Source organism: Roseateles hydrophilus (genome assembly GCF_026712245.1).
In the GTDB taxonomy this organism is placed as follows: domain Bacteria; phylum Pseudomonadota; class Gammaproteobacteria; order Burkholderiales; family Burkholderiaceae_C; genus Pelomonas; species Pelomonas hydrophilus.
Genome location: NZ_JAPPUY010000001.1, coordinates 391,717 through 417,640, shown reverse-complemented (window position 1 = coordinate 417,640; position 25,924 = coordinate 391,717). Strand labels below are relative to the sequence as shown.

General features: G+C 69.5%; 28 protein-coding genes. 16 read left to right on the top strand and 12 right to left on the bottom strand.

Features of this window, described 5'->3' with window-relative positions; translation table 11 throughout:
* The first annotated feature begins 71 nt into the window (after positions 1 to 71).
* The 4 genes from NYO99_RS01880 to NYO99_RS01865 all read left to right on the top strand — a co-directional run bounded on the left by NYO99_RS01880 (position 72) and on the right by NYO99_RS01865 (position 5,418).
* Positions 72 to 1,640 carry a helicase HerA-like domain-containing protein gene (locus NYO99_RS01880; protein ID WP_268165407.1) on the top strand — a complete coding sequence of 523 codons (1,569 nt, stop codon included), beginning with the start codon at positions 72 to 74 and terminating at the stop codon, positions 1,638 to 1,640.
* 80 nt (positions 1,641 to 1,720) lie between these two features.
* A complete protein-coding gene (locus NYO99_RS01875) occupies positions 1,721 to 2,797 on the top strand; it encodes a sensor histidine kinase (RefSeq protein WP_268165406.1) in 1,077 nt (358 codons plus the stop codon).
* Entirely contained in the window at positions 2,794 to 3,582 is a 789-nt protein-coding gene (locus NYO99_RS01870) for a LytR/AlgR family response regulator transcription factor (RefSeq protein WP_268165405.1), read from the top strand. The genes NYO99_RS01875 and NYO99_RS01870 overlap by 4 nt, the downstream gene beginning before the upstream one ends.
* A gap of 72 nt (positions 3,583 to 3,654) precedes the next feature.
* Positions 3,655 to 5,418 (top strand): glutamine--tRNA ligase/YqeY domain fusion protein, encoded by a 1,764-nt coding sequence (locus NYO99_RS01865; RefSeq protein WP_268165404.1) that lies wholly within the window; start codon positions 3,655 to 3,657, stop codon positions 5,416 to 5,418.
* Between the two features lie 12 nt (positions 5,419 to 5,430).
* Here the strand turns inward: NYO99_RS01865 and NYO99_RS01860 are convergent, their stop codons facing one another.
* The 3 genes from NYO99_RS01860 to dbpA all read right to left on the bottom strand — a co-directional run bounded on the left by NYO99_RS01860 (position 5,431) and on the right by dbpA (position 8,124).
* Positions 5,431 to 5,643 (bottom strand): hypothetical protein, encoded by a 213-nt coding sequence (locus NYO99_RS01860; protein WP_268165403.1) that lies wholly within the window; start codon positions 5,641 to 5,643, stop codon positions 5,431 to 5,433.
* Between the two features lie 116 nt (positions 5,644 to 5,759).
* Entirely contained in the window at positions 5,760 to 6,647 is an 888-nt protein-coding gene (locus tag NYO99_RS01855; RefSeq protein ID WP_268165401.1) for a type 2 periplasmic-binding domain-containing protein, read from the bottom strand.
* Positions 6,648 to 6,723: 76 nt separating this feature from the next.
* Positions 6,724 to 8,124, bottom strand: a complete 1,401-nt coding sequence (gene dbpA / locus NYO99_RS01850; protein WP_268165400.1) for an ATP-dependent RNA helicase DbpA — start codon at positions 8,122 to 8,124, stop codon at positions 6,724 to 6,726.
* 129 nt (positions 8,125 to 8,253) lie between these two features.
* Here dbpA and NYO99_RS01845 point away from each other — a divergent pair, with 129 nt between their 5' ends.
* Positions 8,254 to 8,775 (top strand): hypothetical protein, encoded by a 522-nt coding sequence (locus NYO99_RS01845; protein WP_268165399.1) that lies wholly within the window; start codon positions 8,254 to 8,256, stop codon positions 8,773 to 8,775.
* Between the two features lie 9 nt (positions 8,776 to 8,784).
* Here the strand turns inward: NYO99_RS01845 and NYO99_RS01840 are convergent, their stop codons facing one another.
* Genes NYO99_RS01840 through NYO99_RS01825 form a run of 4 tightly spaced genes read right to left on the bottom strand, consistent with a single transcriptional unit; the run spans position 8,785 to position 12,827 of the window.
* Positions 8,785 to 9,129, bottom strand: coding sequence for a translation initiation factor Sui1 (locus NYO99_RS01840; protein WP_268165398.1), 345 nt, complete (start codon positions 9,127 to 9,129; stop codon positions 8,785 to 8,787).
* The gene (locus NYO99_RS01835) at positions 9,126 to 11,351 is read right to left on the bottom strand and encodes a S9 family peptidase (protein ID WP_268165397.1); all 2,226 of its coding nucleotides are present in this window, start codon (positions 11,349 to 11,351) and stop codon (positions 9,126 to 9,128) included. The genes NYO99_RS01840 and NYO99_RS01835 overlap by 4 nt, the downstream gene beginning before the upstream one ends.
* Positions 11,352 to 11,361: 10 nt before the next feature.
* Positions 11,362 to 12,297, bottom strand: coding sequence for a tRNA dihydrouridine synthase (locus tag NYO99_RS01830; protein WP_268166442.1), 936 nt, complete (start codon positions 12,295 to 12,297; stop codon positions 11,362 to 11,364).
* 14 nt (positions 12,298 to 12,311) lie between these two features.
* On the bottom strand, positions 12,312 to 12,827 hold the full coding sequence (locus NYO99_RS01825; protein WP_268165396.1) for a M48 metallopeptidase family protein: 516 nt from the start codon (positions 12,825 to 12,827) through the stop codon (positions 12,312 to 12,314).
* Here NYO99_RS01825 and NYO99_RS01820 point away from each other — a divergent pair.
* The 3 genes from NYO99_RS01820 to NYO99_RS01810 all read left to right on the top strand — a co-directional run bounded on the left by NYO99_RS01820 (position 12,821) and on the right by NYO99_RS01810 (position 14,223).
* The gene (locus NYO99_RS01820; RefSeq protein ID WP_268165395.1) at positions 12,821 to 13,102 is read left to right on the top strand and encodes a 2Fe-2S iron-sulfur cluster-binding protein; all 282 of its coding nucleotides are present in this window, start codon (positions 12,821 to 12,823) and stop codon (positions 13,100 to 13,102) included. The genes NYO99_RS01825 and NYO99_RS01820 overlap by 7 nt on opposite strands.
* Before the next feature lie 288 nt (positions 13,103 to 13,390).
* Entirely contained in the window at positions 13,391 to 13,981 is a 591-nt protein-coding gene (locus NYO99_RS01815; RefSeq protein WP_268165394.1) for a lysophospholipid acyltransferase family protein, read from the top strand.
* Positions 13,978 to 14,223 (top strand): VF530 family protein, encoded by a 246-nt coding sequence (locus NYO99_RS01810; RefSeq protein ID WP_268165393.1) that lies wholly within the window; start codon positions 13,978 to 13,980, stop codon positions 14,221 to 14,223. Before NYO99_RS01815 ends, NYO99_RS01810 begins: the two co-directional genes overlap by 4 nt.
* A gap of 203 nt (positions 14,224 to 14,426) precedes the next feature.
* Here NYO99_RS01810 and minE read toward each other — a convergent pair whose 3' ends face one another.
* Genes minE through minC form a run of 3 tightly spaced genes read right to left on the bottom strand, consistent with a single transcriptional unit; the run spans position 14,427 to position 16,373 of the window.
* Positions 14,427 to 14,684 carry a cell division topological specificity factor MinE gene (minE, locus tag NYO99_RS01805; protein WP_268165392.1) on the bottom strand — a complete coding sequence of 86 codons (258 nt, stop codon included), beginning with the start codon at positions 14,682 to 14,684 and terminating at the stop codon, positions 14,427 to 14,429.
* Between the two features lie 11 nt (positions 14,685 to 14,695).
* Positions 14,696 to 15,514: a septum site-determining protein MinD gene (gene minD, locus NYO99_RS01800; RefSeq protein ID WP_268165391.1), complete on the bottom strand. Its 819-nt coding sequence runs from the start codon at positions 15,512 to 15,514 to the stop codon at positions 14,696 to 14,698.
* Positions 15,515 to 15,548: 34 nt separating this feature from the next.
* Positions 15,549 to 16,373, bottom strand: coding sequence for a septum site-determining protein MinC (minC, locus tag NYO99_RS01795; protein WP_268165390.1), 825 nt, complete (start codon positions 16,371 to 16,373; stop codon positions 15,549 to 15,551).
* Between the two features lie 590 nt (positions 16,374 to 16,963).
* Here minC and NYO99_RS01790 point away from each other — a divergent pair.
* From NYO99_RS01790 to NYO99_RS01770, 5 genes are read left to right on the top strand one after another with little or no spacing between them, the layout of a single operon-like run.
* On the top strand, positions 16,964 to 17,146 hold the full coding sequence (locus tag NYO99_RS01790; RefSeq protein WP_268165389.1) for a hypothetical protein: 183 nt from the start codon (positions 16,964 to 16,966) through the stop codon (positions 17,144 to 17,146).
* Positions 17,147 to 17,188: 42 nt separating this feature from the next.
* Entirely contained in the window at positions 17,189 to 19,234 is a 2,046-nt protein-coding gene (gene metG / locus NYO99_RS01785; protein ID WP_268165388.1) for a methionine--tRNA ligase, read from the top strand.
* A gap of 31 nt (positions 19,235 to 19,265) precedes the next feature.
* A complete protein-coding gene (locus NYO99_RS01780) occupies positions 19,266 to 20,000 on the top strand; it encodes a YoaK family protein (RefSeq protein WP_268165387.1) in 735 nt (244 codons plus the stop codon).
* Positions 20,001 to 20,029: 29 nt separating this feature from the next.
* A complete protein-coding gene (locus tag NYO99_RS01775; RefSeq protein WP_268165386.1) occupies positions 20,030 to 20,230 on the top strand; it encodes a DUF3460 family protein in 201 nt (66 codons plus the stop codon).
* A 43-nt stretch (positions 20,231 to 20,273) separates the two neighbouring features.
* On the top strand, positions 20,274 to 21,116 hold the full coding sequence (locus NYO99_RS01770; protein ID WP_268165385.1) for a segregation and condensation protein A: 843 nt from the start codon (positions 20,274 to 20,276) through the stop codon (positions 21,114 to 21,116).
* A gap of 10 nt (positions 21,117 to 21,126) precedes the next feature.
* Here NYO99_RS01770 and NYO99_RS01765 read toward each other — a convergent pair whose 3' ends face one another.
* Both NYO99_RS01765 and NYO99_RS01760 read right to left on the bottom strand, forming a co-directional pair.
* A complete protein-coding gene (locus NYO99_RS01765; protein ID WP_268165384.1) occupies positions 21,127 to 22,032 on the bottom strand; it encodes a DUF808 domain-containing protein in 906 nt (301 codons plus the stop codon).
* A gap of 55 nt (positions 22,033 to 22,087) precedes the next feature.
* A complete protein-coding gene (locus NYO99_RS01760; protein ID WP_268165383.1) occupies positions 22,088 to 22,543 on the bottom strand; it encodes a MaoC family dehydratase in 456 nt (151 codons plus the stop codon).
* Between the two features lie 45 nt (positions 22,544 to 22,588).
* Between NYO99_RS01760 and kefF the strand changes: the two genes are divergently transcribed.
* Genes kefF through NYO99_RS01745 form a run of 3 tightly spaced genes read left to right on the top strand, consistent with a single transcriptional unit; the run spans position 22,589 to position 25,904 of the window.
* On the top strand, positions 22,589 to 23,242 hold the full coding sequence (kefF, locus tag NYO99_RS01755) for a glutathione-regulated potassium-efflux system oxidoreductase KefF (protein WP_268165382.1): 654 nt from the start codon (positions 22,589 to 22,591) through the stop codon (positions 23,240 to 23,242).
* Positions 23,239 to 25,080, top strand: coding sequence for a glutathione-regulated potassium-efflux system protein KefC (gene kefC, locus NYO99_RS01750; RefSeq protein WP_268165381.1), 1,842 nt, complete (start codon positions 23,239 to 23,241; stop codon positions 25,078 to 25,080). Before kefF ends, kefC begins: the two co-directional genes overlap by 4 nt.
* A complete protein-coding gene (locus NYO99_RS01745; protein WP_268165380.1) occupies positions 25,077 to 25,904 on the top strand; it encodes an SIR2 family NAD-dependent protein deacylase in 828 nt (275 codons plus the stop codon). The genes kefC and NYO99_RS01745 overlap by 4 nt, the downstream gene beginning before the upstream one ends.
* Positions 25,905 to 25,924 lie beyond the last annotated feature (20 nt).

Sequence of the window (25,924 nt, the reverse complement as noted above, 5' to 3'; positions counted from 1 at the left end):
GGCTCCCGGCCGTCTGACAGTGCAGCGGCCTGATTTATCGTTAGCAGAAACGTGATTTTAGAGGAGCGTCCATGACCGACCCGATCCTGCTGGCCCGCCATGGCGACATCGAGTGCCTGCTGCTGCCCGCGCTGGCCAATCGCCACGGCCTCATCACCGGCGCCACGGGCACCGGCAAGACCATCAGCCTGCAGACCCTGGCCGAGAACTTTTCCAGGATCGGCGTGCCCGTCTTCATGGCCGACGTGAAGGGTGACCTCACCGGCATCAGTCAGGCCGGCAACCCCAGCGAGAAGCTGCTCGCCGTGCTGAAGGAGCGCGGCATTGCGCCGCCCGACAAGATCGCCTGCCCCACGACGCTGTGGGACGTGTTCGGCGAACAGGGGCACCCGGTGCGGGCCACGGTGTCGGACATGGGCCCACTGCTCTTGAGCCGCATGCTGGCGCTGAACGAGACCCAGGCCGGCGTGCTGCAGATGGTGTTCAAGATCGCCGACGACCACGGCCTGCTGCTGCTGGACCTGAAGGACCTGCGCGCCATGCTGCAGCACGTGGGCGACAACGCCAGCCAGTTCACGACGCAGTACGGCAACGTGTCGGCCGCCAGCGTGGGCGCCATCCAGCGCGGCCTGCTGCAGATCGAGGCCCAGGGCGGGGACAAGTTCTTCGGCGAGCCCATGCTCAACATCGCCGACTTCATGCAAACCGAGTCGGGCCTGGGCGTCATCAACGTGCTGGCCGCCGACAAGCTGATGAATGCGCCGCGGCTGTACGCGACCTTCCTGCTGTGGATGCTGTCCGAGCTGTTCGAGACGCTGCCCGAGGTGGGCGACCTGGACAAGCCGAAGCTGGTGTTCTTCTTCGACGAGGCCCACCTGCTGTTCAAGGACGCGCCGGATGCGCTGGTGGAGCGCATCGAGCTGGTGGTGCGGCTGGTGCGCTCCAAGGGCGTGGGCGTGTACTTCGTGACGCAGAACCCGCTGGACATCCCCGACGCCGTGCTGGGCCAGTTGGGCAACCGCGTGCAGCACGCGCTGCGCGCCTTCACGCCGCGCGACCAGAAGGCCGTCAAGAGCGCGGCCGAGACCATGCGCGCCAAGCCGGGGCTGGACATCGCAGCCGCCATCACCGAGCTGGGCGTGGGCGAGGCGCTCGTAAGCCTGCTGGACGACAAGGGCCGCCCGAGCGTCACCGAGCGCGTGTACGTGCTGCCGCCGGGCAGCCAGATCGGCCCCATCACGCCGCAACAACGGCAGGCCCTGATCGCCAACTCTCTGGTGGCCGGGGTCTACGAGAAGCCGCTGGACCGCGAGTCGGCCTACGAGAAGCTCACCGGCAAGGCCGCGGCGCCGGCCGGCGGCGGCATGGCGGCGGAAGCTGGTGCCGTCTTCAAGGGCACCGGCACCGGCAGCCACGGCAACGCCCAGCCCCCGGCGCCAGCTGAGGCCGACGGCGGCGGCCTGATGGGTGGACTCAAGGATGTGCTGTTCGGCAGCACCGGCCCGCGCGGTGGACGGCGCCCGGGGCTGGCCGAGGCGGCGGCGCAGTCCGCCATGCGCAGCATCGGCACGGCGGTGGGGCGCGAGATCATCCGTGGCGTGCTGGGCAGCATCCTGGGCGGCGGTGGCCGCCGGCGCTGAGTGCAGCCCGTTCGCGGCGCGGGGCGCCCGGCCGTCGCAGGCCTGCGGCGCCTGCCACGCGCTTGCGCGATGCTGAGGGCATGAGCACGACGCCCTCACCCCAGCGCCACGACTGGGCCATCCACATCGGCGGCACGGTGGCCATCTGCGTCATCGTCGGCCTGCTGAACTACCTGATCCGTGGCGGCCAGTTCGCCATGAGCATGCTGTACTCGTTCTCGATCGGCGTGCAGATCTCGGCCTGCATCGCGCTGCTGCTGCAGGGCGTGGAGTGGCTGCTGCAACGCTGGCACGGCGCGCCGACCGCGCCGCGCAAGGTGTGGGTGGGCTGGGTCTGGATGATGCCCTGCGTGCTGCTGGGCTCGGTGATGGGCTTCACCGGCGGCCAGTGGCTGGCCGACACGCTGAGCGGCAATCGCTCGACCCTGCCCTGGGACCTGACGGACCGGCGCTTCGCGTTGTCGCTGGCGTTCACGCTGCTGGTGTCGCTGCTGTCGTCGATGTTCTTCTTCGCCGTCTACAAGCTCAACGCCGCCCGGCTGCAGCAGGCCCAGGCCGAGCGCCAGGCGGCCGAGGCACAGCTGACGCTGCTGCAAAGCCAGCTGGAGCCGCACATGCTGTTCAACACGCTGGCCCATCTGCGCGTGCTCATCAAGCTGCGGCCCGACGAGGCCCAGCAGATGCTGGACCGCCTGATCGACTACCTGCGCGCCACGCTGCTGGCCAGCCGCAGCACCGAGCACACGCTGGCCGAGGAGTTCGAGCGCCTGTCGGACTACCTCGCGCTGATGCAGCTGCGCATGGGCGCGCGGCTGCGCGTGAGGCTGGACCTGCCGGCCGCGCTGGCCGGCCTGGGCGTGCCGCCGCTGCTGCTGCAGCCGCTGGTGGAGAACGCCATCCAGCACGGCCTGGAGCCGCATGTGGACGGTGGCGAGCTGCGCGTGTCCGCCGCGCTGCGGGGCCGGCGGCTGACACTGGAGGTGGCCGACAACGGCGCCGGGCTGGCCACGCAAGCACCGGTGGCCGGCACCGGCACGGGTTTCGGCCTCACGCAGGTGCGCGAGCGCCTGGCCCAGCGCTACGGCGACGCCGCCCGCTTCGAGCTGACCCCGCAGGCCGGCGGCGGCAGCCTGGCCCGCATCGAGCTGCCTGCATGACCGACACCATCACAACCGCCCTGATCGCCGAAGACGAGCCGCTGCTGGCCGACAACCTGCGCGCCGAGCTCGCCAGCGCCTGGCCGGCGCTGCGCGTCATCGCCCAGGCCGGCAGCGGCACGGCAGCCGTCGAGCTGGCGCTGCAGCACCGACCGCGCGTGTGCTTCCTGGACATCCGCATGCCCGGCATGACCGGCCTCGAGGCCGCACAGGCCATCACCGAGGACTGGCCGGCAGACGGTGGCGCCCTGCCCTTGTTCGTGTTCGTGACGGCCTACGACCAGTACGCGCTGCAGGCCTTTGACGCGGCAGCGGCGGACTACCTGCTCAAGCCCGTCACGCCCGAGCGTCTCGCCCGTTGTGCCGAGCGCCTGCAGGCACGGCTGGCCGAGCCCGAGCACGGTGCTGCGACGCTGGCCTCGCTGCACCAGCTGCTCAGCCAGGCCGTCGCCCCCGCGCCGCGCATGCGCCACCTGCAGGCCGCCGTGGGCGACGCGGTTGAGCTGGTGCCGGTGGAGGACATCGTCTACCTGGAGGCCGCCGACAAGTACGTGCGCGCCGTGACCGCGCAGCGCGACTACTGGGTGCGCCTGTCGCTGCGCGAGCTGCTGCCGCAGCTGGACGCCGGGCGCTTCTGGCAGGTCCACCGCTCCACCGTGGTCCACATCGACGCCGTGGCCCGCGCCCAGCGCCAGGACAACGGCACGGTGCTGCTGACGCTGCGCAACCGGCCGGAGACGCTGACGGTCAGCCGCGTGCACGCGAGCCGTTTCAAGCCGCAGTAGCCGGCACTCCTTAAAATCGCCGCCATCATTGCGGGCCGCCACGCGGCCCGCGTCCGTTTCCAGAGCCCGCCGATGAGCCAGACCCCTGCCGCACCCGCCACCAACTTCCTGCGCCAGCGCATCGAGAGCGATCTCGAGACCGGCGCCTTCGATGGCCGCCGCTTCAGCGGCACGCCGGGCGATGCGGCCCACCACGCGGCCGCGCCGCTGGATGCGGCGCGCATCCGCACCCGCTTCCCGCCCGAGCCCAACGGCTACCTGCACATCGGCCACGCCAAGAGCATCTGCCTGAACTTCGGCCTCGCGCGCGACTACGGCGGCGCCTGCCACCTGCGCTTCGACGACACCAACCCCGAGAAGGAGGAGCTGGAGTACGTCAACGCCATCAAGGAGATGGTGCAGTGGCTGGGCTGGAGCTGGGGCGACCACCTCTTCGAGGCCAGCAGCTACTTCGACTTCATGTACGCCGCCGCCGAGGCGCTGGTGAATGCCGGCCTGGCCTATGTGGACGAGCAGAGCGCCGAGGACATGCGCGCCAACCGCGGTGACTTCAGCCGCCCGGGCGTGGACAGCCCCTTCCGCAACCGCACGCCGGCAGAGAACCTGGCCCGCCTGCGCGAGATGCGCGACGGCCAGCACGCGGACGGCGCCATGGTGCTGCGGGCCAAGATCGACATGGCCTCGCCCAACATCAACCTGCGCGACCCGACGCTGTACCGCATCAAGCACGCCGAGCACCACGCGACCGGCAACACCTGGTGCATCTACCCGATGTACACCTTCGCGCACCCCATCGAGGATGCGCTGGAGCGCATCACGCACAGCATCTGCACGCTGGAGTTCGAGGACCAGCGCCCCTTCTACGACTGGCTGCTGAACCAGCTCGCCGACCTGGGCCTGCTGGCCCGGCCGTTGCCGCAGCAGATCGAGTTCGGCCGCCTGAACCTGAACTACGTCGTCACCAGCAAGCGCAAGCTGCGCCAACTGGTCGAGGACAAGCACGTCAGCGGCTGGGACGACCCGCGCATGCCCACGCTCGTCGGCCTGCGCCGCCGCGGCTTCACGCCCGCGAGCATCCGCGCGATGGTGGAAGCAACCGGCGCCAGCAAGCAGAACGCCTGGATCGACGACACCGTGCTCGACCAGGCCCTGCGTGCTGACCTGGAGCCGCAGGCGCCCCGCGCCTTCGCCGTGCTGCAGCCGCTCAAGCTCAAGCTGACGAACTACGCCGAGGTGTTCGGCAGCGCCGAGCACCGCGAGCCCTGCGAGGTGGCCGCCCATCCGCACAAGCCGGAGCTGGGCCTGCGCAAGTTCTCGCTGGGCCCCGAGCTGTGGATCGAGGCCGAGGACTTCATGGAAACGCCGGTGAAGGGCTACTTCCGGCTGTTCCCCGGCAACAAGGTGCGCCTGAAGGCCGGCTATGTCATCGAGTGCACCGGCGCCGAGAAGGACGCCGACGGCCAGGTCACTGCCGTGCTCGCCACGGTGATTCCCGACACCAAGAGCGGCACGCCCGGGGCGGATTCGGTCAAGGTCAAGGGCGTCATCGGCTGGGTGGGCGCGCATGAGGCCGTGGCGGCCGAGGTGCGGCTGTACGAGCGCCTGTTCACCGAGCCGCAGCCCGACGCCGGTGGCCGCGACTTCCTGGCCTTCGTGAACCCGCACTCGCTGCGCGTGGTGCAGGGCTTTGTCGAGCCCTCGCTGGCTGGCGCCGCCGCCGACCAGCGCTGGCAATTCGAACGCCACGGCTACTTCGTGACTGACCGCGTGGACCACCGTGCCGACAAGCCGGTGTTCAACAAGATCACCGGCTTGAAGGACAGCTTCGCGAAGTGAGTCGGCGCCGGCTCAACGCCGGCGCAGCACGATGGGCGTGGCGTAGTCCCGCCCCACCACGGCCCGGGCGAACAGGTAGTTCTGGCGCGCCTGCTCGCTGAGCGCATCCAGCAGCACGCCGCCCTGCGCATCGCACGGAAAGGCCAGCGCGCGCCCGGCCTGGAACAGCGATTCAAAGCGCAGCTCGTAGTGCTCGAGCATCAACGGCATGGGGCGTGAGTTCATGGGGCACCTCGTCTTGCCTCCAGACTAGGTGCGCTCATCGCGACTTGCGCGTGCAAAGGTCGCAGGCCGCCGCCCTCACCCCCGCGTCTGGCGGGGCGCGCGCCGGATGTCACGGATCAGCGCGAGACCGGGCGCAACAGGTCGAGCTGAAAGGGCCGATCGTCCATCTCCGCCACGGACGGCGACGGCAGCGTCAGCGCCAGCTGCCGCCGCTGCCCGAGGTTCAGCAGGGCCAGTGACGGCTGCAGGTGCTGGCGCAGCAGGGCTTGCAGCGACCCATCGGCATGGGCCAGCCGCAGGCCACGCGAAAGCCGCTCGATGACCGCCTGATTGCCCGGGTGGGTGTAGAGGTACTGCGGCAGGTCGTAGACCAGCATCAGCCCGTCATCCAACGCCAGCCCGCGCAGCCCGGCGCGGGCCTGCCACTCCTGGCCCACCTCCAGCACGCTGCGGCAGAACAGGTCCGCACGGCCCAACGCCACCATCTGGAACAGGGCCTCGTAGGTGTTGACCTCTTCGACCGTGAAGCCATTGGCGCGCAGGATGTCCACGTCCGCCCAGCCCCGGCCCTGCACATGGCGCAGCCGCGCCACCTCGGCCAGCGTGTCGGCCTCGCGCACCCGGGCCTGGCGCGCCGCGTGCACGAAGCAGACGCGGTAACGGTTCACGCCCAGGTGGATGGGGAACAGCACCGGCACCAGGCCGGCCGCGCGGCCCGCCTCCGGGCCCGTGGCGATGAGGAAATTCGGCGCCGCCTGCTGCGCCGCCTCCAGCAGCGCACGCCGCTTGTTCATCTGCCGGGACAGCTGCAGCCGGTACGGCCCGTCGGTGGCCAGCGTCTTGTCCAGCGCCAGCTGCACCGCGTCGCGGACGTAGGCGTTGCGCAGGTCGGTGGGGCTGTCGGGCGCGCGCAGCGTGATGGTCAATGCCTGCGCGCGAGCCGGCACGGCCGCCCCGAGCAGCAGCCCACCCAGTCCCAGCAGCCAACAGCGTCGATGCGGCATGGTTCAGCCTCGCTTGGCAGCCACTGTAGCCCGCCACGGGGGTGCTGTCTTGCGCGCCGGCCGCTCGAACAGGCCGTCAGTCCTGCAGGTCGGCCAGGCGCCGCACCTTGACCTTGCGGCCCTTGAGCTTGCCGGCGGACAGGCGGCGCACCGCTTCAGCGGCGATGCTGCGCTGCACGGCCACGTAACTGTGGAAGTCGGTGACGTTGATCTTGCCGATCTGCGCCGCCGTGAAGCCCGCCTCACCGGTCAGCGCCCCCAGGATGTCGCCGGGGCGGATCTTCTCCTTGCGGCCGCCGAGAATCTGCAGCGTGTCCATGGCCGGCAGCAGCGGGGCGCCGGGTGCGTCCTGCACGCCGTCCAGCGGCTGCCATTTGAACTCGGCGCCCTGCAGCTGCTCGATGCGGCCGACCCGGCCCATCTCGTCCAGGCTGGCCAGGCTCAGCGCCAGCCCCTCAGCGCCTACGCGGCCGGTGCGGCCGATGCGGTGCACGTGCTGCTCCACATCGGCGCTGATGTCCACGTTGATGACGCAGGCCAGGTTGGCGATGTCCAGGCCCCGGGCGGCCACGTCGGTAGCCACGAGCACGGAGGCGCTGCGGTTGGCGAACTGGATCAGCACCTGGTCGCGGTCGCGCTGCTCCAGGTCGCCATGCAGCGCCAGCGCGATGAAGCCCTGCGCGGCCAGCACCTGCTCCAGGTCGCGGCACTGCTGCTTGGTGTTGCAGAAGGCAATCGTCGACTCGGGCCGGAAGGCGCGCAGCAGGCGCGGCACGGCGTCCAGGCGCTGGGCCTCGGTCACCTCGTAGGCGATCTGGCGGATGGTGGACGCGGCGGCGCTGGTGGCGCCGGCCACCTGCACCGTCTGCGGATCGCGCATGAACTTCTGCGCGATGTCCTTCACGCCGTCGGGGAAGGTGGCCGAGAACAGCAGCGTCTGGCGGTTGGCCGGTGCGCGCTTGGCGATGGCCTTGATGTCGTCCAGGAACCCCATGTCCAGCATGCGGTCGGCCTCGTCCAGCACCAGCGTGTTCAGCGCCGACAGGTCCAGCGTGCCGCGCTCCAGGTGGTCGATGAGGCGGCCGGGCGTGCCAACGGCAATGTGGGCGCCGAAGGACAGGCTCTCGATCTGCGGCTTCATGGGGCTGCCGCCGCACAGGCTCAGCACCTTGATGTTGTCGGCCGCGCGCGCCAGACGGCGGATCTCCTGCGTGACCTGGTCGGCCAGCTCGCGCGTGGGTGCCAGCACCAGCGCCTGCACGCGCGGCAGGTCGGCCTTCAGGCGGTGCAGCAGCGCGAGCGCGAAGGCCGCCGTCTTGCCGGAGCCGGTCTGCGCCTCGCCGATGACGTCGCGTCCCGCGAGGGCCAGCGGCAGGCTGGCGGCCTGGATGGGCGTCATCTGCGCGTAGCCCAGCTGGTCGAGGTTGGCCAGCATGGCAGGGCTCAGCGGCAATGTGGAGAAGGCAATGTCGTTCATCGCCGGATTGTCGAGGCTGTGACTTCTTCCGCACAGGAGGCCCGCGCGTTCAGGACGCTTGCAATTGGTCACTGCTGCCGAAAAACCGCCTGCCTAGCATTTGTTGCGGCGCACCATCTGGCTCCGAGCATGCCCACCGTCACGCAGTCCTTCCCGCCCACCCAAGCCATCGATCCCCCCACCTCGGCCCGCGCCCGCGTGCTGGAGGGCGGCACGCTGACCGGTACTCCCGCGTCCGCCAGCCCGGCGCCCAAGGCGGGTGTGCCCATCGCGGCGGCGCGCCCCCGGCCGGCCTCGGGACCGCGCGCTCAAGGGGCGCCGACCGCGCAGGACGGCCTGCCCGGCTGGGCCAAGGGGGTGGTCATCGGCGGGCTGCTGCTGGCCATCGCCATGCCGGCCACCGTGCTGTTGTCGCGGTCCATGCTGGTGCAGGACGCGCTGGCGGCCCAGAGCAACTCCAAGGCGGCCCTGCTGTGCACGGGCGGCGAAGGCCGGGCGCTGGACGACAGCAGCCTGCTGAGCTGGCTGTTCGGCGGCTCCTACTTCGCCTGTGGCGAGTGGGAGACGCGCGACGCCCGCGTGCAGCGCGAGCGCGACCGCGACCAGGCCAACTTCCTCGCCCGCGAACGCGCCAGGCAGCAGCCGCGCTGAGCAGCGACTTCAGCCGCCCGCGCGCTTGACGGTCCAGCCCTCGGGCCGGGCCTGCAGCCAGGCGACGACCTTCTCCAGGTGATCGCCCTGGATCTCGATGACGCCATCCTTGGCCGTGCCGCCGCTGCCGCACAGCGCCTTGAGCTGCTTGGCCAGCGCCGTCAGCGCCGCGTCGTCCAGCGGCAGCCCCAGCACGGCAGTCACGCCCTTGCCCTTGCGGCCGGCCGTCTCGCGGCGCACGCGCACGATGCCATCGCCCGCCGGCCGTGCCTTGGCCTTGCAAGCGCACTGCGCCACGGGCTGGCCGCAGCCGGGGCAGGCCCGGCCGAAGTCGGTCGAATAGACCAGGCTCACCGCGCAGGCGCCAGGTGGCGCTGGAAGAAGGCGTCCATCGTGCGATAGAGGTGCAGGCGAGCCGCTCGCCCGGCGATGCCGTGCGCCTTGCCGGGGTAGATCTGCAGGTCGAAGGTCTTGCCGGCGTTCTGCAGCGCCTCGACGAGTTGCAGCGTGTGGTCGAACAGCACGTTGTCGTCAGCCGTGCCATGCACCAGCAGCAAGGGCTTGGCCAGCAGCGCGGCGCGCGACGGCAGGTGGGCGCTGGCATAGGGCTCGGCCTTGCCACCGTCCGGCATGCCGAGATAACGCTCGGTGTAGGCGGTGTCGTAGAGCGTCCAGTCGGTCACCGGCGCCACGGCCACGGCGGCGGCGAACGGCGTGTCCGCATCCAGCATGGCCCGTGCGCCCAGGAAGCCGCCGTAGCTCCAGCCGAAGAAGCCGATGCGCTCGGCGTCCACGCCCGGCACGCGGCCCGGCAGCTGGCGCACGGCCGCGAACAGGTCGGCCAGCTCGGTCTTGCCGAAGGCACGGTGATGGGCGCGGGTGAAGTCGCGGTCACGGTGCTGCATGCCGCGGGTGTCCAGCGTCATGACGCCGTAGCCGCGCTGCTGCCAGTAGGCGATCAGCGGCATGTCGCGGCCCCAGCCCCAGTTCACCGTGGCGGCACCGGGGCCGCCGTAAGCCATCACGATGACGGGGTGCTTGCCGGGCCGACCATCCTGCGCCGGGAAGAAGAAGGCGTTCAGCGGCGTGCGGCCGTCGGCAGCGGTGAGGTCCAGCGCCAGCGGCAGGTTGGTGTAGTCGCGCAGCTGCGGCGACGGCGCATCGCCCCGCAGCGCGATGGCATCGGCGCTGCCCAGCGTGCGCAGCTCCAGCCGGGGCGGCTCGCCCCAGGCCGAGCGCATCACCAGCAGCTGTTTGCACGCGGCATCGGCCTTGGCATCGCGCCACTGGCGGTTGCCGGCGCCGGCCAGCGGCTGCGGGCGGCCGCCGGCCAGCGGCAGGCTGTAGAGCTCCTGCGCGCGGCCGCGGTCGCCAGCAGCCGCAAACACCACCGTGTCGGCGCTGGCACACACGGCATGGTCCACCGGCTCGGTCATCTGCGTGAGCGGCGTGCGTGCGCCACTGGCGCGGTCGAGCAGCAGTAGCTGGCGCCGGCCCGAAGCCTCGCTGGACCACAACAGCCCGCGCGGCGTCTCGATGAGGTCGTCGTGCACCTCGACCCAGGCGGGGTCGATCTCGGCGGTGATGTCGCGTGGGGCCATTGCACCACCGGCTGCCGGCTTGAACTCGGTCAGCGTGAGGCGGGTCTGGTCGCGCGTGAACCATTGCAGCCAGGGCGTGCCGTCGGCAAACCAGCCGGCGCGCGCGATGTACTCGGCCTGCGCAGGCAGCGGCAGCGCACGCTGCCGGCCGGTGGCCGCGTCGATGACGAAGGCGCGGACCTGGGCATTGGCCGCACCGGCCGCCGGGTAGCGCTGCTCGGTCATGGCAGTGCGGTCGGCAAAGATCTGTGCCCGCGTCTTGAGCGCCACGCCGGCTTCGTCCACGCGCAGCGCCAGCAGCGACTTGCCGTCCTTGCTCCACCAATAACCGCGCTGGCGTGACAGCTCCTCGGCCGCGATGAAGTCGGCCAGGCCCCAGGAGAGCGTGGCGCTGCCGTCGCGCGTCAGCTGGCGCGGCGCGCTGCCGGCAGCCAGCGACACGGTGAACAGGTTGCCGCCCTGCACATAGGCCAGGCGCTGGCCGTCGGCCGCGCAGCGGGCATCCTGCTTGGGCGCACCGGCCGGCAGCGCGAGCTTGTGGGCCTGCGGGCCGCCCGCTGTGAGACGCACCAGGTAAAGGTCACCCGACAGCGGAAACAGCAGCGCGCTGTCGTCACCACCGCACCACTGGTAGCCGGTGATGCCGCGCTGCGTGATGCGCTTGCGCTCCAGCGCCATCTTCTCGGCCTCGGAGAGCTTCTGCTCGGCGCCGCCCAACAGGTCTGCGGCGGCCACCAGCTTGCGGGGCTCACCGCCAGCAGCCGGCTGCGCCCACAGCTCCAGCACCTCGCTGTCGGCCTGCGACGGGCGCAGAAAGCTGACCCACTGGCCACCGGGCGAGATCTCCGCCTGACGCGGCAGGCGGCCGGCCAGCGGTGGGTCGGCAGTGAGACGTTCGAGAGTGAGGGCGGGGGTCTGGGCCAGGGCGGCGCTCGTGGCGCAGGCCGCGGCCAGCAAGGACATGAGGATCTTCATGGCCCGCATGCTAAGCGGGCTGGAGGGGCGCGGCGGCCGCACCGAACAGCCGCAGCGCCAGTTCGTCGGCCGCGTTGACGGTGCGCAATTCGGCATAGGCCGCCTCGGCCTCCGGGTAGGCGCGCCGCAGGTAATGCAGCCACTGCTTGAGGCGCCCGCCCTGGTGGCGCGGGGCGACGGTGGCACGCACCTGCGCGAAGAAGTCCTGCATCAGCGGCAGCAGCTCGGCCCAGGGCACCGCGGCGTGCCGCGCGCCGCTGACGCGCAGCGCCAACCCGGGGTCGGCCACCATGCCGCGGCCCAGCATCAGGTGCTCGCAGCCGCTGCGCTCGCGCGCCAGTTCGGCGTGCTCCACGGTCCAGATCTCGCCGTTGGCGATGACGGTGAGCGGCACGGCCTCGCGCACGGCGGCGATGCGCTCCCAGTAGGCGGGCGGTTTGTAGCCATCGGCCTTGGTACGGGCATGCACGACGATCTCGCTGCCACCGGCGGCATGGATGGCACGGGCCACGTCCAGCGTGCGGCTGTCGTCCATATAGCCCAGGCGCATCTTGGCCGACACCATGATGTCGGCCGGCACCGCACGGCGCACGGCCGCGACGATGTCGTGGATGAGCTCGGGTTCGTCCAGCAGCACGGCGCCGCCCCGGTGGCGGTTCACGCACTTGGCCGGGCAGCCGAAGTTGAGGTCGATGCCGTCGGGCTTGAGCTCGGCCAGGCGCGCGGCGTTCTCGGCCAGGCAGTGCACGTCGGAGCCCAGCAGCTGCGGATGCACCGGCACGCCGGCCGCCGTGCGCCCGCCGCGCTTCAGCTCCGGCACGATGCGCGTGAACACGCGGGCAGGCAGCAGCTGGTCGGTCACGCGGATGAACTCGGACACGCAGCGGTCCACGCCACCGACACGCGTCAGCACGTCGCGCAGGATGTGGTCGAGCAGCCCCTCCATGGGCGCCAACAGGATCAAGACAGATTCTCCAGGTTCATGAGGTACAGCCGCAGGTCGAACTCGAGCTGGAAGTAATCCGGCTCCATGTGCCGGCACAGCTGGTAGAAGGCCTTGTTGTGATCCAGCTCGCGCAGGTGGGCCAGCTCGTGCACGACGATCATGCGCAGCAGCGCGGCCGGCGCGTCCTTGAACAGCGTGGCCACGCGGATCTCGCGGCGCATCTTCAGCTTGGCGCCCTGCACCTGCGTGCGGCGCGTGTGCGTGCCCAACGCGTGCTGCAGCACACGCAGCTTGGCGTCATAGCCAACGAAGTTCAGCGGCTCGGCATTGCGCAGGTGGCGGGCCTTCAGCTCGTTCACGTAGGCATACAAGGCGCCGTCGCTGCGCACCTCGTGGCGCTCCGGAAAGCGCCGCTGCAGGTAGTCCGCCAGGCGGCCCTCGGTACGCAGGGCCTCGGCCTGGGCGATCAGCTCGGGCGGGTAGCCCGCCAGGTAACGGGTAGCGGGGCTGGCAAGATGGGGCGATGTCATCGGAGAAATTCAGCGTGCGGATAGCGCCGCAAGACCTCATTTTCGACTGTGCGCCAGATCAGCCCGTGCTGCTGGCCGCGCTGGCCGCCGGTGTCACCCTGCCCTGGTCCTGCCGCAACGGCACCTGCCGCAGCTGCATCTCGCTGCTCACGGCGGGTCGCGTCGAGCACCGCATCCCGTGGCCGGGCCTGTCGGCCGAGGAAAAGGCCGAAGGCTGGGTGCTGCCCTGCGTGGCCGAGCCCCGCAGCGATGTGACGCTGCAGGTCGGAGCCTGAGGCAGGCAGCGGTACACGCACAGCAGCCGCATCGGCAATCCACAGCGCCTGTGGACAAACCCGTGTACACCCTGCGGGCGAACGCGCCAAGTGATTGATGGCACTGTGGTTTTGCTGCTCTGCCTCGAATTGAGGCAGTTGCGTGACACGCGCCGCCGCCCCATCCACAGCGCCTGTGGACAACCCCGTGCACACCCTGCGGGCGGAGGCGCCAAGTGCTTGGCAGCACACGGGTTTTCTTGTGCTGCCTCAGTTTGAGGCAGTGGCGTGACACGGGACAATCGCGCCATGCATCGCACCATCTTCACCACGCCCGTCGTCAGCACCGTGCTGCGCGGGCTCTCTGTCGCCTGGCTCCGGCTGGCCGGCTGGACTGTCCAGGGCCAACTGCCGCCCGAGGCGCGCAAGAGCGTCTTCATCGCGGCGCCGCACACCAGCAACTGGGACCTGCCCTACACGCTGTTCGCGTCGTTCGCGTTGCGCCTGACGCCGTACTGGATGGGCAAGGCCTCCATCTTCAAGTTCCCGTTCGGCGGGCTGATGCGCTGGCTGGGCGGCATCCCGGTGGACCGCAGCAAGTCCAACAACCTCGTGGCCGCCTCGGCCGAGGCACTGGTGGCCGCCGACGGCCCGGTGCAACTGATCGTGCCGCCCGAGGGCACGCGCAGCAAGACGGTGTACTGGAAGACGGGGTTCTACTGGATCGCCGTCACGGCCAAGCTGCCCATCGTCATGGCGCACATGGACTACTCGCGCAAGCTGGTGGGGCTGGGACCGCTGTTCACGCCCACGGGCGACGTGGAAGCCGACATGGCAGCCATCAAGCAGTATTACGCCCAGTTCAAGGGCAAGAACTCCGACCAGTTCACCCACGAATGAACACCACGCCCCCGAGGTCCAAGGACCCACTGCACGGCATGACGCTGGAAGCCATCGTGACGGCGCTGGTCGAGCATTTCGGCTGGGCCGAACTGGGCCAGCGCATCGAGATCAAGTGCTTTCGCATCGATCCCAGCGTCGCGTCCAGCCTCAAGTTCCTACGCAAGACACCCTGGGCGCGCGCGAAGGTGGAGAGCCTTTATCTCTTCATGCTGCGCGAGCAGGCCCGCGCTGCGCGCTGAGCATTTGGGGCCGAGCGCCGGGCCGCCCCAAGCCGGCCCGTTGGGCGATGTGCGAACAGATTGATGCCATGAGCATCGCCGCCGCCCTCGGGGGCTGAGGCCAGACACATGGCACCAGGTGAGCGACATGCGTCTGCCGCGGCGCGGTCTGCAAGAGCGACCAGACTTGCCGGCGTTTCGCCAGGCAAGGCTGGGCGAGGGACCTACTTCGCCTCAGGCAGTTCGATCTTCACCTCGAGCACTTCCAGGTCGCCCTGACGCTCCATGTGAACCTTGATGTCGCCCGGATTGATGGACACGTACTTGCTGATGACGGCCACGAGCTCGCGCTGCAGCTGCGGCAGGTAGTCGGGGCTGGCGCTGCGGCCATTGCGCTCGTGCGCGAGGATGAGCTGCAGCCGCTCCTTGGCGACGCTGGCCGAGCTCTTTTTCTCGCCGAGAAAGAAGTTCAGGAATCCCATGTCAGGCCTCCTTACTTGCCGCCGAAGACGCGCTTGAACCAGCTCTGCTTCACGGCCTCGGTGAAGCGCATGGGTTTCTCTTCACCCAGGAAGCGCGCGACGACGTCCTTGTAGGCCTCGGCCACGTCGGTGCCCTGCAGGTGGATGGCCGGCGTGCCCTGGTTGGACGCCTGCAGCACGCTTTCGCTCTCCGGGATCACGCCGATCAGCGGCGTGCGCAGGATCTCGTGGATGTCGTCCAGGCTCAGCATCTGGCCGCCTTCGACGCGGTTGGGGTTGTAGCGCGTGATGAGCAGGTGCTCCTTCACGGGCTCGCCGCCCTCGATGGCACGCTTGGTCTTGCTGCTCAGCATGCCCAGGATGCGGTCGCTGTCGCGCACCGACGAAACCTCGGGGTTGGTCACCACCAGCGCCTCATCGGCGTAGTGCATGGCCATCAGCGCTCCGGTTTCGATGCCGGCTGGCGAGTCGCAGACGATGTAGTCGAACTCCATCGCCTTCAGCTCTTCCAGCACGCGCTCCACGCCTTCCTGCTTCAGCGCGTCCTTGTCGCGCGTCTGCGAGGCCGCCAGGATGTAGAGCTTGTCCAGCTGCTTGTCCTTGATGAGCGCCTGGGTCAGCTTGATCTCGTCGTTGACCACGTTGATGAGGTCGTACACGACGCGGCGCTCGACGCCCATGATGAGGTCGAGGTTGCGCAGGCCCACGTCGAAGTCGATGACGCAGGTCTTGAAGCCGCGCATGGCGAGGCCGGTGGCAAAGCTCGCGCTGGTGGTGGTCTTGCCGACCCCGCCCTTGCCGGAGGTGACGACGACGATCTTGGTGGTCATCTGGGGCTTTCCTGTTGGTTCAGTTGGATTCGGTTCAGAAGGTCAGCGGCTGCATCAGCAGCTTCTCGCCATCGAGCAAGACCTGCGCCGGCTTGCCCGCCACGTCGGCCGGCAAGGGGTTCTCCGCGGTGCGATAGATGCCGGCGATGGACAGCAGCTCCGCCTCCAGGCTGTGGGCGTAGATGCGCGCAGCCGAGTCGCCGCGCGCACCGGCGATGGCCTTGCCGCGCAGCGGTGCGTACACATGCACGCTGCCATCAGCAATCACTTCGGCGCCGTGATTCACGAGCGCCAGCACGACGAGGTCACCGCCCTTGGCGTACACGCGCTGGCCGGAGCGCAGCGGCTTGTCGACCACCATCGTGGGAGCGGGGGCGGCGGGCTTTTCGACGATCTTCTCGACGGTGATCTCGCGCACCACCTCGCGCACGACTTCGCGCACCTCAGCCGGCGCAATGGCAGCCACCGGCTCGTCCGCCGCATCAGCCAGGCCCAGCTCATGCGCCAGCGCCAGCTCCTGCGGCGTCGCACCGGCGACGGCCACCGGTTGCAGCTGGCTGGCACGCAGCAAGTCGACGATGGCCCGCAGGTCCACCGGCGCCGGACCGTCCAGCGCCAGCGCAGCCTGGCCCTCGCTTGCCGCCGCCGGCCGTTCAAGCGTGCTGAGGTCGATGACCACGGGCTCATGCTCGAAGCCGCCCTGGCCGGCACGCTCGGCCCAGTCGGCAGCGAGCTCGGCCATGTCGGCGCTGTGCAGCACCAGGCCCAGCAGGCTCAGGCGGCGCGACTTCAGCTCGAAACTCCCGGCGCGTGCGGCGCTCTTGCCGCGCCCGCCGCTCTCCCTCGTGATCTCCGCCATGCCCCGCTGCCGCCCGTTCAAAAGGCCGCGAGTTTAGCCGCCACCACCAGGCCGACCGTTTGGGGACTCACCCCAGGACTGCGGATGACAGCGCCTCAAAAACGGGCAGCCCAGGCCGGCGTGTGGCCGATCAAGCACTTAGCGTCGCTGTCGTCAGCCCACCCACAGACTTGTCCACAGAAGGCGGGGACAAAAGCCGCGCAAACGCCCGCACAACTCGTGAACTCCGCCCACCGGACGCCGACTTATCCCCACTTCCGGCAATCGTCAAGCTTTTTGACGCCACGTCACGCCGTCTGGACGCCACACCCCAATATCGACGCTAAGTGATTGATTCATATAGAGCGACCGCGCCTGCTCAAAAAATGAGCAACCTAAGCGAACCCGCATCACACAAGGGATTTCCGGCCGCGAAAGGCGGTTTTCCACAAAGTTTTCCACAGACTCGGTGGATAGCCAGAAGAAACATTACGAATCAGTGACTTAACGATGATCCTTGAGGCTGCTTGGAGGTTTCGACTGCAACTTGGAACCACGGTCCGCGCCCACGCAAGCTACATTGGGGCGGCCACACCCCGAAGGAGAGCCCGTTGGCCACACCGAACTACAGCTACGAGAAGCGCCAGCGTGAGCTGGCCAAGAAGCGCAAGGCCGAGGAGAAGCGCCAGCGCAAGCTCAACGGCAAGCCCGAGGAGTCTGGCAGCGCCGATGAGCCACAGGCCGATGGCGAGCTCGCCGCCACACCTGCCGATCCCGCCGAGCCACAAACCTAAAATCGCCGGTTTTCTTCGTTCCGCCCAGCCGCCCCCGCGCCCATGCCCCGCCAGCTCTTCGTCACCACCGCCCTGCCCTACGCCAACGCCGGTTTCCACATCGGCCACATCATGGAGTACACCCAGGCCGACACCTGGGTGCGCTTCCAGCGCATGGCGGGCCACGAGGTGCACTTCGTCTGCGCGGACGACGCCCACGGCGCGCCCATCATGATCTCGGCAGAGAAGGCCGGGAAGACGCCGCAGGAGTTCGTCGCTGGCATCGCCGCCGGCCGCAAGCAGTACCTGGACGGCTTTCACATCAGCTTCGACAACTGGCACTCGACCGACGGGCCGGAGAACCACGAGCTGTCCAAGGCCGTCTACCTCTCGCTGCGCCACAACGAGCTGATCTCGACCAAGACCATCGAGCAGTTCTTCGACCCGGCGAAGTCCATGTTCCTGCCGGACCGCTTCATCAAGGGCGAGTGCCCCAAGTGCGGCGCGAAGGACCAGTACGGCGACTCCTGCGAGGTCTGCGGCGCCGTCTATGCACCGACCGAGTTGAAGAACCCCTACTCGGTGCTGTCGGGTGCCACGCCGGTGCTCAAGAGCAGCGAGCACTACTTTTTCAAGCTCAGCGACCCGCGCTGCGTGGACTTCCTGACCGAATGGACGCAGACGCCTGGCCGCCTGCAGCCCGAGGTGCTGAACAAGATCCGCGAGTGGTTCGAGACCGACGAGGACGGCAACAACAAGCTGTCGGACTGGGACATCAGCCGCGACGCGCCCTACTTCGGCATCGAGATCCCGGACGCGCCGGGCAAGTACTTCTACGTCTGGCTGGATGCGCCCATCGGCTACCTCGCCTCGCTGAAGAACTACTTCGCCAAGACCGACCGCGACTTCGACGCCTTCGTGAACGATCCCGCCACCGAGCAGATCCACTTCATCGGCAAGGACATCACGTACTTCCACACGCTGTTCTGGCCGGCGATGCTGCACTTCAGCGGCCGGAAGACGCCCAACCACGTCTTCGTGCACGGCTTCATGACCGTCAACGGCGGCGAGAAGATGAGCAAGAGCCGCGGCACCGGGCTGGACCCGCTGAAATACCTGAGCCTGGGCCTGAACGCCGAGTGGCTGCGCTACTACATCGCGGCCAAGCTCAATGCCCGCGTCGAGGACATCGACTTCAACCCCGAGGACTTTGCCGCCCGCATCAACAGCGACCTGGTCGGCAAGTACATCAACATCGCATCGCGCGCCGCTGGCTTCCTGACCAAGCGCTTTGACGGCCGGCTGAGCGCCGACCTTGGCGTGGAAGGCCGCGCGCTGCTGGACGCGCTGCGCGCACAGAGAGGCGCGATCGCCGAGCTCTACGAGACGCGCGAGTTCGGCAAGGCGCTGCGCGAGACCATGGCGCTGGCCGACAAGGTCAACGAGTTCGTCGACGCCCACAAGCCCTGGGAGCTGGCCAAGCAAGAGGGCATGGACGCCGCACTGCACGACGTCTGCAGCGTCTGCATCGAGGCCTTCCGGCTGCTGACGATCTACCTCAAGCCCGTGCTGCCGGCCCTGGCCGCACAGGTGGAAGCCTTCCTGAAGGTCGAGCCGCTGCAGTGGAGCGACAGCGCCCGCGCGCTCGGCGCCCACCAGATCGGCGCCTATCAGCACCTGATGCAGCGCGTGGACGTGGCCAAGGTCGAACAGCTGTTCGAAGCGCCCGCGGCGCCCAAGGTTGTGCCCGGCGGCGAGGACATCGCCCCCGAGATCAAGATCGACGACTTCGCCAAGGTCGACCTGCGCATCGCCAAGATCGTGAAGGCCGAACTGGTGGAAGGCTCCGACAAGCTGCTGCGCCTGACGCTGGACGCTGGGGAGGGTCGCACACGCAACGTCTTCAGCGGCATCCGCAGCGCCTACAAGCCGGAAGACCTCGAAGGCAAGCTCACCGTGCTGGTGGCCAACCTGGCGCCGCGCAAGATGAAGTTCGGCATCAGCGAGGGCATGGTCCTTGCTGCCAGCCATGCCGATGAGAAATCCACACCCGGCATCTTCGTCCTCGAACCCCACGACGGCGCCCAGCCCGGCATGCGGGTCCGCTGACCGCCCGCGGGGTCCTGGCAACCCGCTCGCCATGCACGTTGCCTACGCCCGCCGCCTGCTCGCCGTGGAGCGCACGGCCGAGGGCAACGCCCACCTGGGCTGGCTGCTGGCCTTTGTGGCCGGCGCCACCAATGCAGGCGGTTTCCTGGCCGTGCACCACTACACGTCACACATGACCGGTTTGGTGTCGGCCGCGGCCGATGCGCTGGTGCTGGGGCAGCACCAGGTGTGGGTCACGGCGGTCGGCGCGCTGCTGTTCTTCCTGGCCGGCGCCGCGACGACGGCCGTGCTCGTCAACTTCGGCCGACAGCGGCTGGCCCACAGCATCTACGCACTGCCCTTGCTGCTGGAGGCTGCCTGCCTGCTGGCCTTCGGCCTCATGGGCGCCTGGCTGGCCAGCCTGCAAGGCCTGCTGGTGCCGGCCACGGTGTCCATGCTGTGCTTCACGATGGGGCTGCAGAACGCGCTGATCACCAAGGTCTCGCGCGCTGAAATCCGCACCACGCATGTCACCGGCATCGTCACCGACCTGGGCATCGAGCTGGGCCGTGCGCTCTACGGCATGGGCGGCACGCCCATGCCCGCCAACACCGCCCGGCTGCGGCTGCTGGGCGGCCTGCTGCTGGCCTTTGCGGTGGGCGGCGTGGTGGGCGCCTGGGCCTTCAAGGCCATCGGCTACGCGGCCACACTGCCGCTGGCGGGCGCGCTGGCCTTCCTGGGCGCCGTGCCGGCGCTGGACGACCTGACCCGCGCGCGCGGCCGATAAAATGCCGTGATTCGTTTGAAAGCTCCGCCATGCCGCTGTTCTGGAAACCCTACAAGTCCGACGTCACGTCCTTCATCGAGCAGCTGAAGGCCCAGCGCCCCACGCTGGAAGCCGAACAGCGCGCCGGCCGCGCCCTGCTGTGGGACAAGGCGCAGGATCGCGCCGCCCAGGCCGACTTCAACGAAGCCCGCGTGCCGCAGCAGCCCTACGTCTACCAGACCAAGGCATAAGGTCCCTCACGCCCCACCCTTGGGGCGCTGAAACGGCCCGCCGATGACCACGGTCACCACGGACGACACCCCCGAGATTTCATCGGATCTACCGGAAGCCGTAGATACCGTGGCCGTCGCGCGCCTGTACGGCGAGCCGCTGTTCCAGATGCCACTGGACCTCTACATCCCGCCGGATGCACTGGAGGTCTTCCTGGAGGCATTCCAGGGCCCGCTGGACCTGCTGCTGTACCTGATCCGCAAGCAGAACTTCAACATCCTCGACATCCCGCTGGCCGACGTGACGCGCCAGTACCTGAGCTATGTCGAGCAGATCCGCGTGCACAACCTCGAGCTGGCCAGCGAATACCTGCTGATGGCCGCGATGCTCATCGAGATCAAGTCGCGCATGCTGCTGCCGCCCAAGAAGAGCGAGGACGGCAAGGAAGTGGAAGACCCGCGCGCCGAGCTGGTGCGCCGACTGCTGGAGTACGAGCAGATGAAACTGGCCGCCGCCCGGCTGGATCGCCTGCCTCAACTGGGGCGCGATTTCCTGCGCGCGCAGGTTCATATCGAGCAATCGCTGACGCCGGTGTTCCCGGACGTGAATGCCGACGACCTGCGCGAAGCGTGGCTGGACATCCTCAAGCGCGCCAAGCTCAACCAGCACCACAAGATCAGCCGCGAGCAGCTGTCGGTGCGTGAACACATGAGCATCGTGCTGCGCCGGCTGCAGGGCCAGCGCTTCGTCGAGTTCGAGCACCTGTTCGACGTCTCACGCGGCCAGGCTGTGCTCGTCGTCACCTTCATCGCGATGCTGGAGCTGGCGCGCGAGCGCCTGCTGGAGATCACGCAGGCCGAGGCGTTCGCGCCCATCTACGTCAGGCTGGCCTACACGCCCGCCTGACGGGCGCGCCTCACTTGCCGCGCAGCTTCTGCACGGCCATCACGACGCCCAGCACCACCGCGCCGGCGACGATGCCGGTCAGGCCGTTGCTGCCGTTCTCGATCAGCGCCGCCACGCCCCAGGACTGGCCGGCGACCCAGTGCTCCACGACGTGGTGCAGCGCCGGGATGCCATGCACCAGGATGCCGCCGCCGACGAGGAACATCGCCGCCGTACCCACCACCGACAAGGTCTTCATCAGCCAAGGCGCCGCCACCAGCAGGCCCCGGCCGAGTGCACGCGCTGCGGCGCCGGCCTGGCGCGACAGCCACAGCCCGGCATCGTCCAGCTTCACGATGCCGGCCACCAGGCCGTAGACCCCCACCGTCATCGCCAACGAGATGGCCACGAGCACGGCCAACTGCGACATGAAGGGCTTGTCGGCCACCGTGCCCAGCGAGATGACGATGATCTCGGCCGACAGGATGAAGTCGGTGCGCACCGCGCCCTTGATCTTGTCCTTCTCGAACTGGACCATGTCCACCTGCGGGTTGGCCACGGCCTGCTGCAATGCCGCGTGATGCGCGTCATCCTCGGCCGCGCTGTGCAGGAACTTGTGGGCCAGCTTCTCAAAGCCCTCGAAGCACAGGAAGGCGCCGCCCAGCATCAGCAGCGGCGTGATGGCCCAGGGCGCAAACGTGGCGATGGCCAACGCGGCCGGCACCAGGATGGCCTTGTTGAGCAGCGACCCCAGCGCGACGGCCCACACCACCGGCAGCTCGCGGTCGGCGTTGACGCCGGTGACCTGCTGCGCGTTCAGTGCAAGATCGTCGCCCAGCACGCCGGCCGTCTTCTTGGCGGCCACCTTGGTCATGACCGCCACGTCGTCGAGGATGGTGGCGATGTCGTCGAGCAGTACGAACAGGCTGGAGGCCATGGCGGAAGCAGTGCGGTCGTGGAAACGGCCGCGATGCTATCCGCTCAGCACGAACTCAGCGGTAGTGTCTTGCCAGGCTTTCTGCGATGCAGACCGGCTTGGCCACGCCCTCGGCCTCGATGGCCACTTCCACGGTCAGCTGCATCGCGCCGCCCGCCACCTCGTCCATGGCCAGCAGCCGGAAGGCTGCGCGCAGCCGGCTGCCCACGGGCACGGGCGCCGTGAAGCGCACCTTGTTCAGCCCGTAGTTGACGACCATGCGCGTCTCGCGCACGGCGAAGCCGGTCTCGAAGAAGTACGGGATCAGCGACAACGTCAGAAAGCCATGCGCGATCGGACCGCCGAACGGGCCGGCCTTGGCGCGCTCGGGGTCGACGTGGATCCACTGCCGGTCCTCGGTGGCCTCGGCGAAGCCGTTGACGCGCGGCTGGTCGACGCTGATCCAGTCGCTGTGGCCCAGGGGCTGGCCGATGAGGGCCTGCAGGTCGGCCAGGGTGTCGAAGATGCGCATGGGAGTGAAGAGGCTGTCGTGCCGGAGAAGTTACCCTAGCCGGCCATGGCCGACCGACCCTTACGCGACATCCTCGTCCTCGCCGCCCACCCCGACCTGGCGCGCTCCCACGTCACGCGCACGCTGCTGCAGGCGCTGCGCGCGTCGCCCGCGGCTGACCGCGTCGAGCTGCGCGACCTCTACCGCCTCTACCCGGACTTCCACATCGACGTCCCCGCCGAGCAGCAGTCCCTGCAGGCCGCGCGGCTGGTGGTGATGCTGCACCCGATCTACTGGTACAGCATGCCGGCGCTGCAGAAGCTATGGCTGGACGAGGTGCCGCGCCTGGGCTGGGCCTATGGCCCTGGCGGCACCGCGCTGCACGGCAAGGACTTCTGGCTGGTGACCTCCACCGGCGGCGGCGCCGAAGCCTACGCGCCCGGCGGCCACAACCATCACCCCATCGAAGACTTCCTGCTGCCCTATCGCCAGTCGGTCCACACCTGCGGCATGACCTGGCTGCCCCCGCAGGTCCTGCATGCCGCGCACCGTGCGACGCCGGCGCAGGTCCAGGCCCATGCCGACCTGTTCGTGCAGCGGCTGCAGCGATTCCCGGACTGGTGCGAGCGCGTGACCGATCCGGGCGCGGGCGACGAGGAGGCCGTTGCACTGGACGAACGCCCGCCGCTGTTCTCATCCCTGGACGGAGGCACGGCATGAACCACCACGGCGCCTGGCTGCAACTGCCGCTGGTCTTTCTGGCCGCCGCCGTTCTGGCCGTGCCGCTGGCGCGCTGGCTACGGCTCGGGTCCATCCTGGGCTACTTGGTCGCGGGCCTGCTGATCGGCCCGCAGGTGCTGGGCCTGGTGCCCAACGCCAGCGCCATCCCCGAAGTAGCCGAACTGGGCGTGGTGCTGATGCTGTTCCTCGTCGGTCTGGAGCTGGAACCCAAGCGGCTGTGGGCCATGCGGCGGCCCATCTTTGGCTGGGGCAGCGTACAGCTGCTGGGCTGCGCGGCAGCGCTGACCGCCGTGGGCCTGGCGCTGGGTTACCCGTGGCGACTGACCGTGGTGGTCAGCCTGGGGCTGGCCATGTCGTCCACGGCCGTGGCGCTGGCGGTGCTGGCCGAGCGCAACCTGGGCCGCACGACGGCGGGCGAGAGCATCCTGTCCGTCGCGCTGCTGCAGGACATTGCTGCGATTCCCGTGCTGGCGCTGGTGCCCATCCTGGCCGTGGGCGGCGCTGCGGACGATGGCGACGGTCAGACCTGGCTCGCCGCCGCCAAGGCTGTGGGCGCCATCGTCGTCATCATCTTCGGCGGCCGGCTGTTGCTGCGCCCGGCGCTGCGCTGGATCGCGCACAGCAAGACGCCCGAGATCTTCACGGCCGCCGCGCTGCTGCTGGTCATGGGCACGGCCGCGCTGATGCTGGCGGTCGGGCTGTCGATGGCGCTGGGCGCCTTCCTGGCCGGCGTGCTGCTGGCAGAAAGCGAATACCGCCGCGAGCTGGAGACCGACCTGGAGCCCTTCAAGGGCCTGCTGCTGGGCCTGTTCTTCATCGCCGTCGGCATGGGGCTGGACCTGAAGGCCGTCGCGGCCCAGCCGGGCGTCGTCGCGGCGCTGGTGGCCGCCCTGCTGGCCTGCAAGATCGTCGTGCTCGCGCTGATGGCCAAGGCCATGAAGATCCCGCTGGTGGAGCGCCCGGCCTTCGTCATCCTGCTGGCCCAGGGCGGGGAGTTCGGCTTCGTCGTGTTCCAGCTCGCGCGCGGCGAAGGCATGATCGACGCGGCCCAGAACTCCGCGCTGGTGGCGGCCGTGGCGCTGTCGCTGGCGTTGACGCCGCTGCTGCTGACGGGCGGCGACCGGCTGATGTCCCAGAAGCTCGCGCGCCGCGGCCTGAAAGGCGCCCGCGCCGAAACGCCACCACCGCCCTCGCCCATCATCATTGCCGGCAGTGGCCGCTACGGTCAGGTCGTGGCCCGCATGTTGCGCGCCAGCGGCCTGGAGGCCACGGTACTGGACCACGACTCCGAGGCCATCGAGAGCCTGCGCCGCTTCGGCTGGACGGTGTACTACGGTGACGCGACGCGCCTGGACATGCTGCGCACGGCGGGTGCGGCGAGCGCGCGCATCCTCGTCATCGCCATCGACGACATCGCCCAGAGCGTCGCCATCGCCGAGCTGGCGCGCGAGCATTTCCCGCAACTGACCGTGGTGGCGCGCGCCCGCAATGTGCAGCACTACCACCAGCTGCAGGCCGCTGGCGTGGGCCACATCGAGCGCGAGACCTTCGATGCCGCACTGATGAGCGCCCGCAGCGTGCTGGAGCTGACGGGCATGGAGCCACACGCCGCACGGCGCCAGGCGATGCGCTTTCGCCGCCACAACATCGAGGTGCTGCACCGCATGCTGCCGCTGCAGGGAGACGAGAACGCGCTGATCGCTGCCGCCAAGCTGGGCCGCCAGCAGTTCGAGCAGCAGATGGCCGCCGAACGCGAGGCCGACGAAGCCCACCGCCAGGCGCAGCGCGGCGGCTGGGACGCCGGCACGCCCCCATGAACGACGCCGACCTGGACCACGCCGCTGACCTGATCGCGCAGGCCGACGCCCTCGTCGTGGCCGCCGGCGCCGGCATGGGTGTGGACTCCGGCTTGCCGGACTTCCGCGGCAACGAGGGCTTCTGGCGAGCCTACCCCGCGCTGGGCCGCGCGGGGCTGGACTTCATGAGCATGGCCTCGCCGCGCAGCTTCATGCGCGACCCGCACCTGGCCTGGGGCTTCTACGGGCACCGCCTGGCGCTGTACCGGCGCACGGTGCCGCACGCCGGCTTCGGGCTGCTGCAGCGCTGGGCCGCGCAGACGCTGCTTGGCGGCGCCGTGTTCACCAGCAATGTCGACGGCCAGTTCCAGCGCGCCGGCTTCAGCGACCAGCTGCTGCACGAATGCCACGGCTCGCTGCACTGGCTGCAGTGCCTGCATGGCTGCGGCCAGTCGCCCTGGCCGGCGGACGCGCTGGCGCCCGACATCGACGAAGACGCCTGCCGCTGGCGCGGCGACCTGCCCACCTGCCCCGGCTGCGGCGCACTGGCGCGACCCAACGTGCTGATGTTCGGCGACGACGGCTGGCTGCCGGACCGGCACGAGGCCCAGGCCCGGCGGCTGTCGGACTGGCTGGGTCGCGTGAACCGCCCGGTCATCGTCGAGATCGGCGCCGGCACGGCAGTGCCGTCGGTGCGGCACTTCAGCCAGTTGCTGGTCGCCGCGCATGGCGGGCAGATCGTGCGCATCAACCTGCGCGAGCCGGCAGTGGCGCCGGCCTTTGGCGTGGGCCTGGCCGGCGGCGCACTGCAGGCCCTGCAAGCCCTGGCGCGGCGGCTGGATTGAGGCGGCGGCGACAATCGCTG

Bases quoted from the DNA above. Each gene is read 5' to 3' on its own strand.
- NYO99_RS01845 (WP_268165399.1), top strand. From the start codon at position 8,254: ATGCCCACCGTCACGCAGTCCTTCCCGCCCACCCAAGCCATCGATCCC.
- NYO99_RS01870 (WP_268165405.1), top strand. From the start codon at position 2,794: ATGACCGACACCATCACAACCGCCCTGATCGCCGAAGACGAGCCGCTG.
- NYO99_RS01855 (WP_268165401.1), bottom strand. From the start codon at position 6,647: ATGCCGCATCGACGCTGTTGGCTGCTGGGACTGGGTGGGCTGCTGCTC.
- metG (WP_268165388.1), top strand. From the start codon at position 17,189: ATGCCCCGCCAGCTCTTCGTCACCACCGCCCTGCCCTACGCCAACGCC.
- kefC (WP_268165381.1), top strand. From the start codon at position 23,239: ATGAACCACCACGGCGCCTGGCTGCAACTGCCGCTGGTCTTTCTGGCC.
- NYO99_RS01865 (WP_268165404.1), top strand. From the start codon at position 3,655: ATGAGCCAGACCCCTGCCGCACCCGCCACCAACTTCCTGCGCCAGCGC.
- NYO99_RS01815 (WP_268165394.1), top strand. From the start codon at position 13,391: ATGCATCGCACCATCTTCACCACGCCCGTCGTCAGCACCGTGCTGCGC.
- NYO99_RS01830 (WP_268166442.1), bottom strand. From the start codon at position 12,297: ATGGAGGGGCTGCTCGACCACATCCTGCGCGACGTGCTGACGCGTGTC.
- NYO99_RS01760 (WP_268165383.1), bottom strand. From the start codon at position 22,543: ATGCGCATCTTCGACACCCTGGCCGACCTGCAGGCCCTCATCGGCCAG.
- NYO99_RS01835 (WP_268165397.1), bottom strand. From the start codon at position 11,351: ATGAAGATCCTCATGTCCTTGCTGGCCGCGGCCTGCGCCACGAGCGCC.
- NYO99_RS01765 (WP_268165384.1), bottom strand. From the start codon at position 22,032: ATGGCCTCCAGCCTGTTCGTACTGCTCGACGACATCGCCACCATCCTC.
- NYO99_RS01780 (WP_268165387.1), top strand. From the start codon at position 19,266: ATGCACGTTGCCTACGCCCGCCGCCTGCTCGCCGTGGAGCGCACGGCC.
- minE (WP_268165392.1), bottom strand. From the start codon at position 14,684: ATGGGATTCCTGAACTTCTTTCTCGGCGAGAAAAAGAGCTCGGCCAGC.
- NYO99_RS01820 (WP_268165395.1), top strand. From the start codon at position 12,821: ATGTCATCGGAGAAATTCAGCGTGCGGATAGCGCCGCAAGACCTCATT.
- NYO99_RS01770 (WP_268165385.1), top strand. From the start codon at position 20,274: ATGACCACGGTCACCACGGACGACACCCCCGAGATTTCATCGGATCTA.
- minC (WP_268165390.1), bottom strand. From the start codon at position 16,373: ATGGCGGAGATCACGAGGGAGAGCGGCGGGCGCGGCAAGAGCGCCGCA.
- NYO99_RS01860 (WP_268165403.1), bottom strand. From the start codon at position 5,643: ATGAACTCACGCCCCATGCCGTTGATGCTCGAGCACTACGAGCTGCGC.
- NYO99_RS01825 (WP_268165396.1), bottom strand. From the start codon at position 12,827: ATGACATCGCCCCATCTTGCCAGCCCCGCTACCCGTTACCTGGCGGGC.
- minD (WP_268165391.1), bottom strand. From the start codon at position 15,514: ATGACCACCAAGATCGTCGTCGTCACCTCCGGCAAGGGCGGGGTCGGC.
- dbpA (WP_268165400.1), bottom strand. From the start codon at position 8,124: ATGAACGACATTGCCTTCTCCACATTGCCGCTGAGCCCTGCCATGCTG.
- NYO99_RS01875 (WP_268165406.1), top strand. From the start codon at position 1,721: ATGAGCACGACGCCCTCACCCCAGCGCCACGACTGGGCCATCCACATC.
- NYO99_RS01745 (WP_268165380.1), top strand. From the start codon at position 25,077: ATGAACGACGCCGACCTGGACCACGCCGCTGACCTGATCGCGCAGGCC.
- NYO99_RS01810 (WP_268165393.1), top strand. From the start codon at position 13,978: ATGAACACCACGCCCCCGAGGTCCAAGGACCCACTGCACGGCATGACG.
- kefF (WP_268165382.1), top strand. From the start codon at position 22,589: ATGGCCGACCGACCCTTACGCGACATCCTCGTCCTCGCCGCCCACCCC.
- NYO99_RS01880 (WP_268165407.1), top strand. From the start codon at position 72: ATGACCGACCCGATCCTGCTGGCCCGCCATGGCGACATCGAGTGCCTG.
- NYO99_RS01775 (WP_268165386.1), top strand. From the start codon at position 20,030: ATGCCGCTGTTCTGGAAACCCTACAAGTCCGACGTCACGTCCTTCATC.